Consider the following 14,430-nt stretch of genomic DNA (forward strand, 5'->3'; position numbering starts at 1 on the left):
GCATGAGCGACAATAATGCGGCCCGTCAGGGCGACGAAATCATTCACTCCAGCGTTTTCGCCGATATCACCAGTATCGTGGCGGAAGGCGTCGCCTATGCGGCTATCGGTGCGGCGGTGGCCGCAGCGGCGACGGTCGCTGCGCCTGCGTTAGGGGCTGGCATGGCGGCGGCAGGCGTCGCCGCCGTCGGCTCCAGCTGCGTGCTGAGTGGCATCATTGGCGGCGTGCTGGCCAACGTGGCGGGCATCACCGACGATATCAGCGCCGCGGCTGACAGCATCGGCAACGCGATTTTTCCGCCGTCGCCGGCCGGTAAGATCGTTACCGGCGCCAGCAATGTTCTGATCAATAACCTGCCCGCGGCACGCGCCGCAGGTGCGTTAACGGCTGCTAACACGCCGTCGCCGCAGCCGCAGCCGCCGGGCAGCTTCGCGGATTATGGCGGCATGCTGCTGGCCGCGGCACAGCAGTTCGGCAATGAGATGTGGCAGCCGACGGTCGCTTCCGCCGCCGCAGGCACCTCGCCGCTGGAGCAGGATAAAGTCGCCTGTGAAAAACATTCCGGTCCGCAATACCTGGCGGAAGGATCCAAAAGCGTCTTCATTAACGGGCAGCCTGCCGCACGCGCCAAAGACCGCACCACCTGCGAAGCGACCATCTCGGACAAGGTTTCCCCGGACGTCATTATCGGCGGCGAGACCCTGACCGTACGCGATATCAAAAGCGGCAAAATGGCCGGGCTGGCGATGACGATGATTGCGCTGTCGCTGATCCGTGGACGCCCGGGGAAGATCCTCAAAAATATGCCCTGCGCCCTGGCGGCGGCAGGCGGCGGTATGCTCGCCGATATGGCGGTGAATGCCGTTTTCGCCTCCGCGCATCCGGTGCATGCCGCCACCGGCGTGAAGGTGCTTAACGATGATAACGAACTCGACTTCGCCTTGCCGGGACGTTTCCCGCTGCGCTGGCAACGCAGCTATAACAGCCTGACCACGCGCACCGGGCTATTCGGCCTGGGCTGGGCGACCGTTTTTGACAGCTGGCTGAAGCTGGAGGGCGATGAGGCGACCTGGTTCGATGAAACGGGCCGCGAGCTGCGTTTTACCCTGCCGGCGGTAAATCAGGTCTTTTACAGCATCAGCGAAGGCATTATCGTGCGCCGTAATGAAAACGGCGACGTGGCAATCGCCGACGATGACGGCGCAACCTGGCGCCTGTTCAAACCGACGCGCGCCAATCCCGCAGAGCTGCGTCTCGCTTCGCTGAGCGACGAGTACGGCAACAGCCTGGAGACGGGATGGGATGAACTGGGGCGCCTGGTACGTATTCATGACCAGCCCTGCGCCATCGACGTTACGCTGGTCTACGATGACGAGCGCTTTCCGCAGCGCGTCACCGGCGCCAGCCATTTTGACGGAACGCACCGCTGGCCGCTGATGACCTGGCGCTACGACGCGCGCGGTCAGCTGGCCGCAGCGGTCGACGCCAGCGGCGTGACCCTCCGCGAATACCGCTATAACGACGACGGGCTGATGGTGTGGCACCGCCTGCCGGGCGGTCTGGAAAGCGAATACCGCTGGCAGAAGCTGGATCACTGGCGCGTGGTAGAGAACCGCACCAGCACCGGCGACGGCTGCCGGATTGAATATGACCTGGCGGCCGGCCTGACCACCGTTAAGCAGTACGACGGGCTGTCCCGTCAGCATTTCTGGAACGCGCAGGGGCTGATCACGCGCTTTATCGATGAGCGCGGCGAGAGCTGGCGCTATGAGTGGGATGAGAACGAGCTGCTGACGCGGCGTATCGATCCGCTCGGCAATGCCGTCAGCTTTGTCTATGACGGGATGGGCAAGCGGGTGCAGGAAACCGATGCCGATGGCAATACGCGCGCCACGCGCTGGCTGGAGCATCGTGCGCTGCCGGCGGCGGTGAGCGGGCCGGACGGCGCGGCCACGCAGTTCTATTACGATACGCATCATGGCCTGGCGCGCGTAGTGGATGCGCTGGGGCAGACCACGCTTTACCATCGCGACGAGTATGGTCAGGTGGTGGAAGAAGTGGATGCCGCTGGCAACACACGTCGTCAGGAGTATAACGAGGCGGGCCAGATTATCCGCATGACGGACTGCTCAGGCCGCACCACGCGTTATCGTTATCATCCGCTCGGCTGGCTTGAATCTGAGATCGGGCCTGACGGTGAGGAGACGCGTTATCGTTATGACGCCGCCGGTCGTCCGCTGCAGCTGGAGCGTGCGGAAGGCTGGCAGGAGACGCTGAGCTGGAACGCCAGAGGGCTGCCGCAGGCGCATGAAACCGCGGACGGCAAGCGCAGCGAGTTTCGCTACGACGAGGCTGGCCGCCTGATCGCCACGCGCAACGCGCTGGGCGAAGAGATTCGGCGCAGCTGGGACAGCCGCAGCCGGCTGACGGCGCTGCATAATGAGAACGGCGAAGCGTATCGCTTCCGCTGGGGAGCGGATTCGCTACTGCTGGAAGAGATCGGGCTGGATGGCGTCACGACGCGTTACGATTATGACGCCTGCGGCCGCACCGTCTCCCGCACATTCGCCGCGGGTTATCCCGAGGCGATCACTCATACCTTCAGCTGGAGCGCCGCCGGTCAGCTGCTGTCGCGTGCCACGCCGGAGATGCAGACGCGCTGGCATTATACGGCCGCCGGCCTGCCTGAGCGGATTACGCAGCATCCGGCGCTGGGCGACGGGCTCTGGAGCCAGCAGGCCGAGCAGGCGCTGACGTTTGAGTATGATGCTTTGGGGCGTGTCATCAAAGAGCAGGGCGAGAATGGCGCGCTGAGCCGCACTTACGACGCGCTGGGCAACCAGACCGCTCTCCGCCTGCCCGACGGGCGCCAGCTGAAGCAGCTCTATTACGGCAGCGGACATCTGCTGAGCATCGCGCTCGACGGTCTGCCGGTCAGTGACTTCACCCGTGACGAACTGCACCGCGAGGTGAGCCGCACCCAGGGGCTGCTCACCAGCCGCACGGAGTATGACCGCCTGGGCAGGATACGGCAGCGCGACGTGTTCAGCGGCAGTGCGCAGCGTCCGGCGCCGCGACGCTGGTCCCGGCGCTGGGACTATGACTGGCGCAACAATCTGGTCCGCGAGGAGCGCGACGACAACCCGTTCAGCTGGCACCGCTGGCGCTATGACGACGCCGGGCGGCTGCTGACCCAGGACGGCACGCTGCCGGGGCAGGAGGCGTGGCGCTGGGACGCGGCGGGCAACCCGCTGGAGAGCGGGGCGCTGCCGGTGCGCCATAACCGGGTGACGCAGCTGAACGGCTTCCGCTGGCGCTACGACGTGCACGGACGCACCACGGAGAAGGAGAGCGCGCAGGTACGCTGGCGCTACCGCTACGATGCGGAACACCGGCTGACGGAGGTCATCAGCGAGCCGAAGGACCGCAACCGGCCGCAGGTAGAGGTGAGCTTCCGCTACGACCCGCTGGGGCGGCGGATCAGCAAAACGCGACGGCAGACGCTTAACGGGCTGCCGCAGGGAAAGGCGGTGACCACGCACTTTGTCTGGGACGGTTTCCGGCTGCTGCAGGAAATACACGACGGGGTGCCGCTGACATACGTCTACAGCGATGCGGGCAGCCATGAGCCGCTGGCGCGCATCGACGGCGTCACCGACCCGGAAATCTTCTGGTACCACTGCCATCCGAACGGCACGCCGGAGCGGATGACGGATGCGGAAGGGGAGCTGCGCTGGGAGGGACAGAACAGTGCATGGGGCAAACTGCTGCGCGAGACGGCGCTGCAGGGCACGGGATTCGCGCAGAACCTGCGGATGCAGGGCCAGTACCTGGACCGTGACAAATCTGCCGGGAGCAGATTTGAACAGCGCTTCAGCGCTGGCCCCAAAGGGGCGAGCCTCATGGATGAGGCGAGTAGTCAGGTCTGCACTACAATCTGTTTCGTTACTACGACCCGGACAGCGGCCGGTTCACCCAGCAGGACCCGATAGGGCTGGCGGGTGGGATTAACCTTTATCAGTATGCGCCGAATGCGCTGGGATGGGTCGATCCGTGGGGGTTGAGTAAATGCAGACCTGACTTTTATGTAGGGCCAGAGGGACCGAAAGCGACCATGCCATCCACTGCTTATCGTCACATGAAATATATGGAACCTGATGGCTCAATTAATAAGTTTGTACCCTCGACCTTGGAAAGTAAAGCTGCACCTGTTACATATTTCGGGTTTGATAAATACGCTTCCGGTAGTGTTGCCAGAGATGGCTTTCAGATCGCTCCGTCATGGAGTGATGCCCGCATGCGTGGAACCTTCGATACATTACAATTGTATAAAAATGGCAAACCTACAGCTTTTGTTCCTAAGTGGGATGGTAATACTCACCCTACTAAAGTTGAACCTTTTGCTGCTGCATACCCTGAGTATGGAAAAGGTGGCGCGGTGCAATTACATGCAGATGGTCAGGTTATTAATTTTGATTCTATAGAAATATTACCGGATTAAATAAATGTATATTTTAGAAAGAAAAGATGCTGAAATAATGTTGCTTGAACTATTAAAGAGAACTTTAAAAAACCAGTCTGATATTGATGAGTTAATGGATTTGGCAAAAAGGAATAAGCACTCTATTCCTATGAAAGGTATAAGACATAAATATGACGCTATGGAGAAAAATATATTAACAGCAAAAGACATAGATGATCTTGATACCTTAATGCATTTTTATGGCCCATGATTTTATAGTTAATTAAATTCAATTTGTATAAATAAAGTCAAACTTAATCTTAATGATCTTTAGGGACTTTACCGTCAGGGGCTGATCTGTACTGCCGCAGCTGAACGGCTTCCGCTGGCGCTACGACGTGCACGGACGCACCACGGAGAAGGAGAGCGCGCAGGTACGCTGGCGCTACCGCTACGATGCGGAACACCGGCTGACGGAGGTCATCAGCGAGCCGAAGGACCGCAACCGGCCGCAGGTAGAGGTGAGCTTCCGCTACGACCCGCTGGGGCGGCGGATCAGCAAAACGCGACGGCAGACGCTTAACGGGCTGCCGCAGGGAAAGGCGGTGACCACGCACTTTGTCTGGGACGGTTTCCGGCTGCTGCAGGAAATCCACGATGGTGTGCCGCTGACGTACGTCTACAGCGATGCGGGCAGCCATGAGCCGCTGGCGCGCATCGACGGCGTCACCGACCCGGAAATCTTCTGGTACCACTGCCATCCGAACGGCACGCCGGAGCGGATGACGGATGCGGAAGGGGAGCTGCGCTGGGAGGGACAGAACAGTGCATGGGGCAAACTGCTGCGCGAGACGGCGCTGCAGGGCACGGGATTCGCGCAGAACCTGCGGATGCAGGGCCAGTACCTGGACCGTGACAAATCTGCGGGGAGCAGATTTGAACAGCGCGTCAGCGCTGGCCCCGAAGGGGCGAGACTCATGGATGAGGCGAGTATTCAGGCCTGCACTACAATCTGTTTCGTTACTACGACCCGGACAGCGGACGTTTTACGCAGCAGGACCCGATAGGACTGGCGGGGGGGATAAACCTTTATCAGTATGCGCCGAATGCTTTAAGCTGGATTGACCCTTGGGGTTATCGTGCAGGAATAGCTGGAACGATTTTCAAAGTAAAACGAAGGGTGTTTTTTCGTCGAGGAATGCTGCTGCAAGAGCTTATAAAGCAGTAAAAGGAAAATTAAAGCCGAACTTTCCAAATCCGATAACATACCTTGATAAAACACATGTTGAAAAACATTTGGAAAAGTTTAGTGATGGCGTTTCAAAAATCACTTGGGGTGTTAATCGTGCTGAGATAGGTCCTCCTGGAGGGCATTTTGTCATGCCAAAACATGTTGCAGACGATATCGTTATAAAGTCAGGTGGAGATATTAAAAAAATTGAAAGTTTACTTGGTTTAAATCCGGGAGATCTTGGAGATACACCGGTAAGGATTGATATTTATAATCCTACAGGTTTAAGGATGCCGTCTGGTAATGAGCCCGGGGCAAATGAGTTCTGGTTGCCGGGTGGGAAAACTTCAGGTGGAATTCCTGAAGCAGTTATAGATCAGACACCAGTCTCTGAAGCTATAATCAGCAAGTTGAATGATGTTAATTTATAACGAATATGGTTGTTTTTATGAAGAATATAATTTTTACCAAATACGGTATAGATATAATCAAAGATGAAGAAAAATATTATATAAAATATGACTCAGGAGATTTATCTGGTAAAGAAAAAGAGTCTGAGATTAGTGAAGAAGAAGCATTGAAAGCTATGGTAGGCCCGCAGGAAGCTTATGAGGTAATTATTGAGACACAGAATAGAGAAAGAGGATATAAATCTCTTTTTTAGAATTAATCATTTTAGAATGTAGTTAACGGTCTAGTCTGCTAACGCTCACTAAAGGCATCACTGACCCCGAAATCTTCTGGTACCACGGCCAGCCGAACGGCACGCCGGAGCGGATGACGGATGCGGAAGGGGAGTTACGCAGGGAAGGGCAGAACAGCGCGTGGGGCGGTGCTGCAGGGCACGGGATTCGCGCAGAACCTGCGGATGCAGGGCCAGTACCTGGACCGTGACAAATCTGCCGGGAGCAGATTTGAACAGCGCTTCAGCGCTGGCCCCAAAGGGGCGAGCCTCATGGATGAGGCGAGTAGTCAGGCCTGCACTACAATCTGTTTCGTTACTACGACCCGGACAGCGGACGGTTCACCCAGCCGGATCCGATAGGACTGGCGGGGGGATAAACCTTTATCAGTATGCGCCGAATGCGCTGGGATGGGGCGATCCGTGGGGGTTATCAAAGACTTGTAAAGACCCGTCAAAAGAAGCGACACAGTGGCAAGGGCCGCATAACCGTGATTATCCAGGCATAGATACGTATGAAAATAGGATCCTAAAAAAAGGGACAGTTTTATATGCTTTATATCCCAATGGAAATCAACTACCTTCTTATACGGTTACATATCCTACCGTAAGGCAATATCATGGTGATACTCTAGGTTATCATGAAGCTTTACAGGTAAAATTAAACCCTGCATTTCCGGTAAGGGCTCAAGTTAAAGCATTTTATGTTTCAGAAGATATTTTTGTGGCTACTGGACGCGCAACTGCTAACCCTCAATGGGGTAAAGGAGGAGGAATGCAGTTTTACATTCCAGAAGAGGTACGTAATAAGCTTATACCGGGAAAGGTTATCGATATATGAAAAAAATGAATATTGATTTTTTCACTGGAAGGTTGTTGATAAATGATAATGAATTGCTCCTTTGGAGTTATGATGATTTCGTAACGTCAGAATTTTATGTGAGCAATAAAGAAATTAAGAAAAATGGAGGTGTGTATTTCAACTTTCCTGAAGTAAATTGGATGGGTAAAAACTTTTTCATGGAAATCAGGCCATCCATAAATAATTTCCCTCCCACTATTTTTTTGATTGATAGAACGAGTGATTTTTTTTATTCATTAAAAAATTGGGAAGATAGAGCTAATTTAGAATTATTGCATGAAGAGGAATGTAATTTAATAACGTGGGTACGAGATAAAATTGAGGGGGAGTAGAAAAGAAAATTATAAAACCGCCTTATGGTATAGAATGGATATATGGTTGGGGTAGTATAGCTGTACAAACAAACAAGAGAGATTTTAATTGTGGGATATATATATCATGGCTATAGGGTTATCATTTATTTTAGACGATTGGAATGCGTTTAAATTAAATGTGGGTGAGTAATTGATGTAAGAAATAATAATAATTATATAGGTTTATCATGAGTGGTTAACGAGTTGTTAAGATATCGATAAATAAATCACTTGAGATTAAAAAATAATTGATTGTTAAAAAAATTTTGGTGGATATTGTAAATGCATATGAAATGGAATTGAATTATATTAATTATTATCCATTAAAATATAATGAGATATAAGGTTCAGCGAAAGCTTTCCTTGAGATTTGTAATGATTATGACAATCATTTTTTTATAAAGCCTGAGGTACGTAAGTTTCGGTTGGACAATATTTTAATAATTGACCTAGTCTGTTTCGTTACTACGACCCGGACAGCGGACGTTTTACGCAGCCGGACCCGACAGGGCTGGCGGGCGGGATTAACCTTTATCAGTATGCGCCGAATGCGCTGGGATGGGTCGATCCGTGGGGGTTGAGGCGTTGCTCTACCAAGGCTGGCCGCAATCGTCGCATGGCAATGAATAAGGCAAAAGATACAGCTGGTATACCCAGATCTCAACAACATGAGAGCCACTGGCAGATTGGTGATAATCGCAAAAAACAAGGCTATAGTAATTATGTGTATTCAGAAAACCCTACAGAATTTGGCAATTTCTATCAGTATAGAAATGCGGAAGGCCATAAAGTTGTAGTTGTCGAACATACGAGTGACCCAAGAAATAAAATAGGTGATGCGCATTTTCATGCTGGCAAAGCAAAATCATCTCCTTATACATATGATTTCAAAACAGATCGGTATGGTAAAATCCCCGCGGATAGCACAGGAGATCATCATATATATTATGACTATGACTAACAAACAAATCTTAAAAAGAAAAATTGCTTTAAATAAAGCGAGGTCTTTTTTAAGTTTTATTAAGGGTGTCTGTGACTTGGAGTTGGTTGAATGTGTGGGGGGGATATTGATGAATATCATAAAAAAATAAAGGGAATATATAGTTACCAAAGAGAATTCACTCCTAAACGAGAGGTTTCTTTAGATGAAATTAATCATGAAATTACAAAATGGCAGTGTGAGTGTATAGATTTTATAATAGGGAAGGAGGTGTTTATAGAAGTTAATGAGTTTTATTTTGCAACCTTTAAAATCCTTGATGGGTTGGATTTTTTAGAAAGTGTTTCTTTTGTGAAAGAAAATAATGATTTAGCTTTATTTGTTAGGTCCCCTAAAGGCGTGCTGGCATTTAGTGATGACGAATATACAATATCATTTTATGAAGAGCTGATTTAATTAATTTGGAAAGATTTCATTTTATGAAAATAAACATTAAATCGTTGATATGCTTTTTATATAACTTTCGGGTACTGGACGGTTTATAGTACCGGTTAACCATCGTTAATAAAAGTGTACCATCGAGCGTTAATGATGCGGATGGTATAGTGCGATGAAGCAGTTAAAACGCCATCATTGGTGAGATAAGACCACCAGACCGCAAACAATTAATTGTTACATCATAGTAAGCCAACCATATTCAGCCGCTGTGCTACGTCGGGTAAAGTACCACCAGTTAAACAGTTAAATCGGGATGCACTATTATCTGTTCCTTTACTACGATTTCGACAGCGGCCGGTTTACCTAGCAGGTCCCTATAGCGCTGGCGGGCGGGATAAAACTTTATCAGTATGCGCCAAATGCGCTGGGATGGGTCGATCCGTGGGGGTTGAGTAAGTGTTCTACCGATCCTTATAAGGGTGTAAAGAATGCTTCTGCATATTTAAAAAACAGGGTGCTCCAAGAAAATTCAGGAAACAAGTTTTAGAGTCTTTTGAAATAAACACTCTTAAAATACGTAAAGCGACAGAATCAGAATATGGGTTGAGATATTTTGATGGAATTAATGCTTATCCGAGAAGTCGCTATATATTTGAGACTTTTCCTGCAACAAGAGAAAGCCTTGCGGTTAAAATTGAATGGAACCAGTTGACTGATTTTCCTCAGTTTAAAGTTAAACCGGGTTCTGTCATCGTTGAAGGTAGAGCGTCAGCCCAAGGTATAGGGCTGACGGGTGGGCAGATACAAAAATATATAAATAACATCAATGACCTAATAGATTTATGAAAATGAATAATAGAGATAAAACAATAGAAAAGTTAAAAAAGTGCATTGAACAGTTAAATAAGGTGCGTGTTGATAATGATGTGAGTGTGCTATCTATAAGCTCACCCGAGCAGATAGGGAGGTTTATAAATGTGTTTGAAGTTGCTTTGCATAAGTTATTGACGAATAATATGCCTCCTAAAAATGAAAGGTCGCTTGGAATAGCGCAATTAGTAGCGGATCAATGGCCTTTTGACCTTGAACTGGCAAGTATAATTATTGATGCAGAACAATCCTATAAAAAATATAATTAAAAAAACAGAAGCGATCTTAACGATCCTTCCGGCTTTTTCTCTTCAGCCGCATGGTGTCAGGATCAGACAACCTTCCGCGATCCGCATCGTGACCGCCTGACCTGTCTCAAACCCCGGCTCGCGCAGCCACTTGCCGGTCAGGTTAAGCTCCGGGGTGCTGGAATCGCCCCGTTGCGGGCGGTATCCCACAATATAACGCTGCTCCACTTTCGCTGCTTTAACCGCAACCACTTCTGCCCTGGAATGCTTCTCAGCCATGAGCAACTCCCTTCAGTTGGTGGTGGTCAGCAGTGCCAGTCAGTGATTTTACCCGTGACGAGCTGCATCGGGAGGTGAGCCGTACCCAGGGACTGCTGACCAGCCGCACGGAGTATGACCGCCTGGGCAGGATACGGCAGCGCGACGTGTTCAGCGGCAGTGCGCAGCGTCCGGCGCCGCGACGCTGGTCCCGGCGCTGGGACTATGACTGGCGCAACAATCTGGTCCGCGAGGAGCGTGACGACAACCCGTTCAGCTGGCACCGCTGGCGCTATGACGTTCACGGGCGCACCACGGAGAAGGAGAGCGCGCAGGTACGCTGGCGCTACCGCTACGATGCGGAACACCGGCTGACGGAGGTCATCAGCGAGCCGAAGGACCGTAACCGGCCGCAGGTAGAGGTGAGCTTCCGCTACGACCCGCTGGGGCGGCGGCTCAGCAAAACGCGACGGCAGATGCTTAACGGGCAGCCGCAGGGAAAGGCGGTGACCACGCACTTTGTCTGGGACGGGTTCCGTCTGCTGCAGGAAATCCACGATGGTGTGCCGCTGACGTACGTCTACAGCGATGCGGGCAGCTATGAGCCGCTGGCGCGTATCGACGGCGTCACGGACCCGGAAATCTTCTGGTTTCACTGCCAGCCGAACGGCACGCCGGAGCGGATGACGGATGCGGAAGGGGAGCTGCGCTGGGAGGGACAGAACAGTGCATGGGGCAAACTGCTGCGCGAGACGGCGCTGCAGGGCACGGGATTCGCGCAGAACCTGCGGATGCAGGGCCAGTACCTGGACCGTGACAAATCTGCCGGGAGCAGATTTGAACAGCGCTTCAGCGCTGGCCCCGAAGGGGCGAGACTCATGGATGAGGCGAGTATTCAGGCCTGCACTACAATCTGTTTCGTTACTACGACCCGGACAGCCGACGTTTTACCCAGCCGGACCCGATAGGGCTAAAAGGCGGGTTAAACTTATATGCGTATGCTCCAAACTCTCTCAAATATATTGATCCCCTTGGATTATGTAAGGTTGAAAGCGCAAGAACGCGACAAGCGCAAATGTTACAAGATGATGTGGGATATAATATAAGTCCAAAAAGTTGGGATCAATATCCTGCAATTGGTCGAGATGGTACATTTATTACAGACAAAAAGGGTGCGTTAAAATATTTCAATGGCTTTGAAAATGGAGATGTGACCATATCTAAATTGCTTGCTTCGACAATTGAAAAGGATATGGGGTTATATCCAGGTTCATTAAATGATGGATTTAATATTAGAAAAATCGACGGGGTTACTAGCATGCAACCACGAAGTCCATTAAGTGGTAATGATTATTTCTTAGGTCCAGGCCAACATTTGCCGGGCGGGGCTCCAGAAATGGTGATAAACTCTGTACCAACTTCAATTCCAGTAATTATAAGGGTGAATGTAAATTGAATAAGATGCCAGATAATTCCATTGTTGTTATTGATATGGTTGGAAATACTATAAAAATAAGGGTTTTTAGTCAGCATTTGATTAGCAAGATGCAGGTGATAGGTTTTTCATTACTAGATGAATTTATGATTTTCTCTGTAAGAGATGATAAGGATAAACAAAGAATAATAAGATTACTAATCAGTGAAGGCGCTCTTTTTTTATATGGGCATGGTTGGTACCCATCAGAAATAATGGAATATTATAAAGAGCAGAATGTTAATTTCGGTAAATATAAGATTATATATTGGACTGATAAGGATACTTATCATATAGAAGAACGATGATCTATACAGGCTGGCTATGAGCGTGACAGCTTGGGCTATGAAATCCGCTGGAGCCAGGCTTGTTGACGCTGGAAACGCGCTACGATGCGGCGGGGCGCATCGTAGCGCGAACTGACGCAATATTTCCGCGCATCTATAAAAAATATAATTAAAAAAGCTGGAAGCAATCTTAACGATCCTTATGGCTTTTTTATCTTCAGCCTTACGGTGTCTGGATCAGGCACATTTCCGTGATTTGCACCGTTACCGCCAGCCCCGCCTCGCGCAGCCACTTGCCGGAAAGGATCAGCGCCGGGGGCAGGTATCATCCCGTTGCGGCGTTATCCCGCGACTAGCTGCATCGCTACCTGTCAGTATTACTGGAACGCGCAGGGGGATCGCACGCTTTATTAATGAGCGCGGCGAGAGCTGGAACGTCAGAGGGCTAGCGCAGGCGCATGAAAACGCGGACGGCAAACGCAGCGAGTTTCGCTACGATGCGCCGGGCAACCAGACCGCGCTTGCCCCGAAGGGGCGAGTATTCAGGCCTGCACTCCAATCTGTTTCGTTACTACGACCCCGGACAGCGGACGTTTTACCCAGCCGGACCCGACAGGACTGGCGGGCGGGATTAACCTTTATCAGTATGCACCGAATGCGCTGGGAGGGATCGATCCGTGGGGGGGGAGTCGTTGCTCAAGTGATTATAATTATAACATGGTTAATAACCCTGGGCCTTTAGCTAAAATAAATGGGAATCCAGCAGCTAATTTTGCTGGGGAAAATATAATGCCCATATTTTAGAAAATGATTTGGTTTTGTATCGAGCAGGGAAAGCTGGAGGTAAAAAAAATGCTTTAGGACAATGGCTTACAAGAGCCCCGCAGAGTCAGTAGCAAAAGTTCGCATGGATCTGGCTGTGAAACCACAATGGATAGAACAAAATGGTACTTTAACGGGGACCTCTCCTATTGAGTCTGTATATAAGATAACAATTCTTAAAGGTACGAAAATATATGAAGGGCCAGTAGGCTACCAAGGGGAAGCCTATCTTGGTGGCCAAAATATCACTCAGATATTTGTGGAACAACCATGGCGATTGAACAGTGTTAAGGTTATGGATAGTTGGCTATTGAGGTGAGATATGTTTAAAAAAATACCAGCTAAATATTTGCTTAGTGAGTTTAGAAAACTTAGAGATATTCTTGTAGCCGAAAGGGATGACAATTGGGTTAGTGGGGTTGAGGCTATTATTGAAAAGCTTGAATGGTCACTTAATGCCAAGTGTATAGAACCATGCATCTACTATTCTGATGCGTGTAATACTTGGAAGTTAATGTATAAAGGCAATGGTTCATTTTCTGATTATTACATCTGGCGGGATGATTTTAATGAAAGAAGTCGTCTTAATGATCAATTAAATAATATAAAAAGTAATATCTGGAATGAAGTTAATGGAATTTAATTAGAGGTAAAATGATCAGGTTAATAGTTGAGCGGTATTGAATAATCTGTTGATGAACCACCGACCCGGAAATCTTCTGGTTTCACTGCCAGCCGAACGGCACGCCGGAGCGGATGACGGATGCGGAAGGAGAGCTGCGCTGGGAAGGACAGAACAGCGCATGGGGCAAACTGCTGCGTGAGACGGCGCTGCAGGGCACGGGATTCGCGCAGAACCTGCGGATGCAGGGCCAGTACCTGGACCGTGACAAATCTGCCGGGAGCAGATTTGAACAGCGCGTCAGCCTGGCCCCAAAGGGGCGAGCCTCATGGATGAGACGAGTATTCAGGCCTGCACTACAATCTGTTTCGTTACTACGACCCGGACAGCGGACGTTTTACCCAGCCGGATCCGATAGGGCTGGCGGGCGGGATAAATCTGTATCAGTATGCGCCGAATGCGCTGGGGTGGATTGACCCGTGGGGGTTGAGTAAGTGTGGAATAGAAGGAAAATATAAAGAGATTGATAAAATTGACTTACCTTCATGGATAAAAGACTCTTTTAAAAACGGTGAATATAAAACTGTAATAACCACTGAAAATGTGACTTTGTATAGGGTGTTTGGCGGTCATGCAAAAATGGATGGTTCTTTCGTTAGTACATCATCGGCGTTGAATAAAATTCAGGCTAAAATTGATTCCGCTCTTTTACCCGAATGGAAGAATACTAGGTATTTTGAGGCTACTATGCATATACCTAAAGGAACAGTTCTTCAGATTGGGAAAGTTGAAAAGCAGACAATGATGTCAGGTGCAGTCCTTAAAGGAGGAGCAGACCAGATACTATTGCCCTAAGGTTATTCAATAAGCTGGGTAAGTGA

Annotated in this window: 14 protein-coding genes and 8 pseudogenes; 21 read left to right on the forward strand and 1 reads right to left on the reverse strand. The window is 50.2% G+C overall.

The genetic code is table 11. The features are described from left to right. Positions 1 to 2: 2 nt before the first annotated feature. From C2E15_RS03680 to C2E15_RS21230, 14 genes and pseudogenes are all read left to right on the forward strand, one after another. Positions 3 to 4,072, forward strand: a pseudogene (locus C2E15_RS03680) (DUF6531 domain-containing protein); the annotation flags it as partial. Between the two features lie 75 nt (positions 4,073 to 4,147). Continuing rightward, positions 4,148 to 4,501 (forward strand): hypothetical protein, encoded by a 354-nt coding sequence (locus C2E15_RS21910; protein ID WP_245912423.1) that lies wholly within the window; start codon positions 4,148 to 4,150, stop codon positions 4,499 to 4,501. A 4-nt stretch (positions 4,502 to 4,505) separates the two neighbouring features. Further along, a complete protein-coding gene (locus tag C2E15_RS03685; RefSeq protein ID WP_104956180.1) occupies positions 4,506 to 4,733 on the forward strand; it encodes a hypothetical protein in 228 nt (75 codons plus the stop codon). 475 nt (positions 4,734 to 5,208) lie between these two features. Continuing rightward, a pseudogene (locus C2E15_RS22280) lies at positions 5,209 to 5,690 on the forward strand (RHS repeat domain-containing protein); the annotation flags it as partial. Continuing rightward, positions 5,591 to 6,124 carry a hypothetical protein gene (locus C2E15_RS22285; protein WP_167391804.1) on the forward strand — a complete coding sequence of 178 codons (534 nt, stop codon included), beginning with the start codon at positions 5,591 to 5,593 and terminating at the stop codon, positions 6,122 to 6,124. The pseudogene C2E15_RS22280 and the gene C2E15_RS22285, both read left to right, overlap by 100 nt. A gap of 17 nt (positions 6,125 to 6,141) precedes the next feature. Next, the gene (locus C2E15_RS03695) at positions 6,142 to 6,357 is read left to right on the forward strand and encodes a hypothetical protein (protein ID WP_104959069.1); all 216 of its coding nucleotides are present in this window, start codon (positions 6,142 to 6,144) and stop codon (positions 6,355 to 6,357) included. A gap of 53 nt (positions 6,358 to 6,410) precedes the next feature. Beyond that, a pseudogene (locus C2E15_RS03700) lies at positions 6,411 to 7,216 on the forward strand (RHS repeat-associated core domain-containing protein); the annotation flags it as partial. After that, on the forward strand, positions 7,213 to 7,569 hold the full coding sequence (locus C2E15_RS03705) for a hypothetical protein (protein WP_104956181.1): 357 nt from the start codon (positions 7,213 to 7,215) through the stop codon (positions 7,567 to 7,569). The pseudogene C2E15_RS03700 and the gene C2E15_RS03705, both read left to right, overlap by 4 nt. Positions 7,570 to 8,041: 472 nt before the next feature. Then, positions 8,042 to 8,180: pseudogene (locus C2E15_RS22390) on the forward strand (RHS repeat-associated core domain-containing protein); the annotation flags it as partial. A gap of 26 nt (positions 8,181 to 8,206) precedes the next feature. After that, positions 8,207 to 8,551, forward strand: a complete 345-nt coding sequence (locus C2E15_RS03710) for an HNH/endonuclease VII fold putative polymorphic toxin (RefSeq protein ID WP_245912344.1) — start codon at positions 8,207 to 8,209, stop codon at positions 8,549 to 8,551. A gap of 90 nt (positions 8,552 to 8,641) precedes the next feature. Further along, entirely contained in the window at positions 8,642 to 8,986 is a 345-nt protein-coding gene (locus tag C2E15_RS03715; RefSeq protein WP_104956182.1) for a hypothetical protein, read from the forward strand. A 292-nt stretch (positions 8,987 to 9,278) separates the two neighbouring features. Next, positions 9,279 to 9,437: pseudogene (locus C2E15_RS22290) on the forward strand (RHS repeat-associated core domain-containing protein); the annotation flags it as partial. A 134-nt stretch (positions 9,438 to 9,571) separates the two neighbouring features. Then, positions 9,572 to 9,814, forward strand: a complete 243-nt coding sequence (locus C2E15_RS21225; RefSeq protein ID WP_128861383.1) for a hypothetical protein — start codon at positions 9,572 to 9,574, stop codon at positions 9,812 to 9,814. Then, positions 9,811 to 10,107 (forward strand): hypothetical protein, encoded by a 297-nt coding sequence (locus C2E15_RS21230; protein WP_128603867.1) that lies wholly within the window; start codon positions 9,811 to 9,813, stop codon positions 10,105 to 10,107. The genes C2E15_RS21225 and C2E15_RS21230 overlap by 4 nt, the downstream gene beginning before the upstream one ends. A 42-nt stretch (positions 10,108 to 10,149) precedes the next feature. On the opposite strand, the gene C2E15_RS03725 is transcribed toward C2E15_RS21230, so the two are convergent. Further along, positions 10,150 to 10,365, reverse strand: a complete 216-nt coding sequence (locus tag C2E15_RS03725) for a SymE family type I addiction module toxin (RefSeq protein WP_104956183.1) — start codon at positions 10,363 to 10,365, stop codon at positions 10,150 to 10,152. 32 nt (positions 10,366 to 10,397) lie between these two features. Between C2E15_RS03725 and C2E15_RS03730 the strand changes: the two are divergent. The 7 genes and pseudogenes from C2E15_RS03730 to C2E15_RS03750 all read left to right on the forward strand — a co-directional run. Then, a pseudogene (locus C2E15_RS03730) lies at positions 10,398 to 11,395 on the forward strand (RHS repeat domain-containing protein); the annotation flags it as partial. Between the two features lie 24 nt (positions 11,396 to 11,419). Continuing rightward, the gene (locus C2E15_RS21925; RefSeq protein WP_245912382.1) at positions 11,420 to 11,800 is read left to right on the forward strand and encodes a type IV secretion protein Rhs; all 381 of its coding nucleotides are present in this window, start codon (positions 11,420 to 11,422) and stop codon (positions 11,798 to 11,800) included. 5 nt (positions 11,801 to 11,805) lie between these two features. Continuing rightward, entirely contained in the window at positions 11,806 to 12,126 is a 321-nt protein-coding gene (locus C2E15_RS03735; RefSeq protein WP_245912345.1) for a hypothetical protein, read from the forward strand. A 521-nt stretch (positions 12,127 to 12,647) separates the two neighbouring features. Then, positions 12,648 to 12,801: pseudogene (locus tag C2E15_RS22295) on the forward strand (RHS repeat-associated core domain-containing protein); the annotation flags it as partial. A gap of 223 nt (positions 12,802 to 13,024) precedes the next feature. Then, the gene (locus C2E15_RS21825) at positions 13,025 to 13,246 is read left to right on the forward strand and encodes a hypothetical protein (protein WP_128861375.1); all 222 of its coding nucleotides are present in this window, start codon (positions 13,025 to 13,027) and stop codon (positions 13,244 to 13,246) included. Between the two features lie 3 nt (positions 13,247 to 13,249). Beyond that, a complete protein-coding gene (locus tag C2E15_RS21240) occupies positions 13,250 to 13,570 on the forward strand; it encodes a hypothetical protein (protein WP_128861374.1) in 321 nt (106 codons plus the stop codon). 65 nt (positions 13,571 to 13,635) lie between these two features. Then, a pseudogene (locus C2E15_RS03750) lies at positions 13,636 to 14,404 on the forward strand (RHS repeat domain-containing protein); the annotation flags it as partial. Between the last annotated feature and the right edge of the window lie 26 nt (positions 14,405 to 14,430).

The organism is Mixta gaviniae (assembly GCF_002953195.1).
Lineage (GTDB): Bacteria > Pseudomonadota > Gammaproteobacteria > Enterobacterales > Enterobacteriaceae > Mixta > Mixta gaviniae.

Bases quoted from the DNA above. Each gene is read 5' to 3' on its own strand.
- C2E15_RS21910 (WP_245912423.1), top strand. From the start codon at position 4,148: ATGGAACCTGATGGCTCAATTAATAAGTTTGTACCCTCGACCTTGGAA.
- C2E15_RS03685 (WP_104956180.1), top strand. From the start codon at position 4,506: ATGTATATTTTAGAAAGAAAAGATGCTGAAATAATGTTGCTTGAACTA.
- C2E15_RS03695 (WP_104959069.1), top strand. From the start codon at position 6,142: ATGAAGAATATAATTTTTACCAAATACGGTATAGATATAATCAAAGAT.
- C2E15_RS03705 (WP_104956181.1), top strand. From the start codon at position 7,213: ATGAAAAAAATGAATATTGATTTTTTCACTGGAAGGTTGTTGATAAAT.
- C2E15_RS03710 (WP_245912344.1), top strand. From the start codon at position 8,207: ATGGCAATGAATAAGGCAAAAGATACAGCTGGTATACCCAGATCTCAA.
- C2E15_RS03715 (WP_104956182.1), top strand. From the start codon at position 8,642: ATGTGTGGGGGGGATATTGATGAATATCATAAAAAAATAAAGGGAATA.
- C2E15_RS21230 (WP_128603867.1), top strand. From the start codon at position 9,811: ATGAAAATGAATAATAGAGATAAAACAATAGAAAAGTTAAAAAAGTGC.
- C2E15_RS03725 (WP_104956183.1), bottom strand. From the start codon at position 10,365: ATGGCTGAGAAGCATTCCAGGGCAGAAGTGGTTGCGGTTAAAGCAGCG.
- C2E15_RS21925 (WP_245912382.1), top strand. From the start codon at position 11,420: ATGTTACAAGATGATGTGGGATATAATATAAGTCCAAAAAGTTGGGAT.
- C2E15_RS03735 (WP_245912345.1), top strand. From the start codon at position 11,806: ATGCCAGATAATTCCATTGTTGTTATTGATATGGTTGGAAATACTATA.
- C2E15_RS21240 (WP_128861374.1), top strand. From the start codon at position 13,250: ATGTTTAAAAAAATACCAGCTAAATATTTGCTTAGTGAGTTTAGAAAA.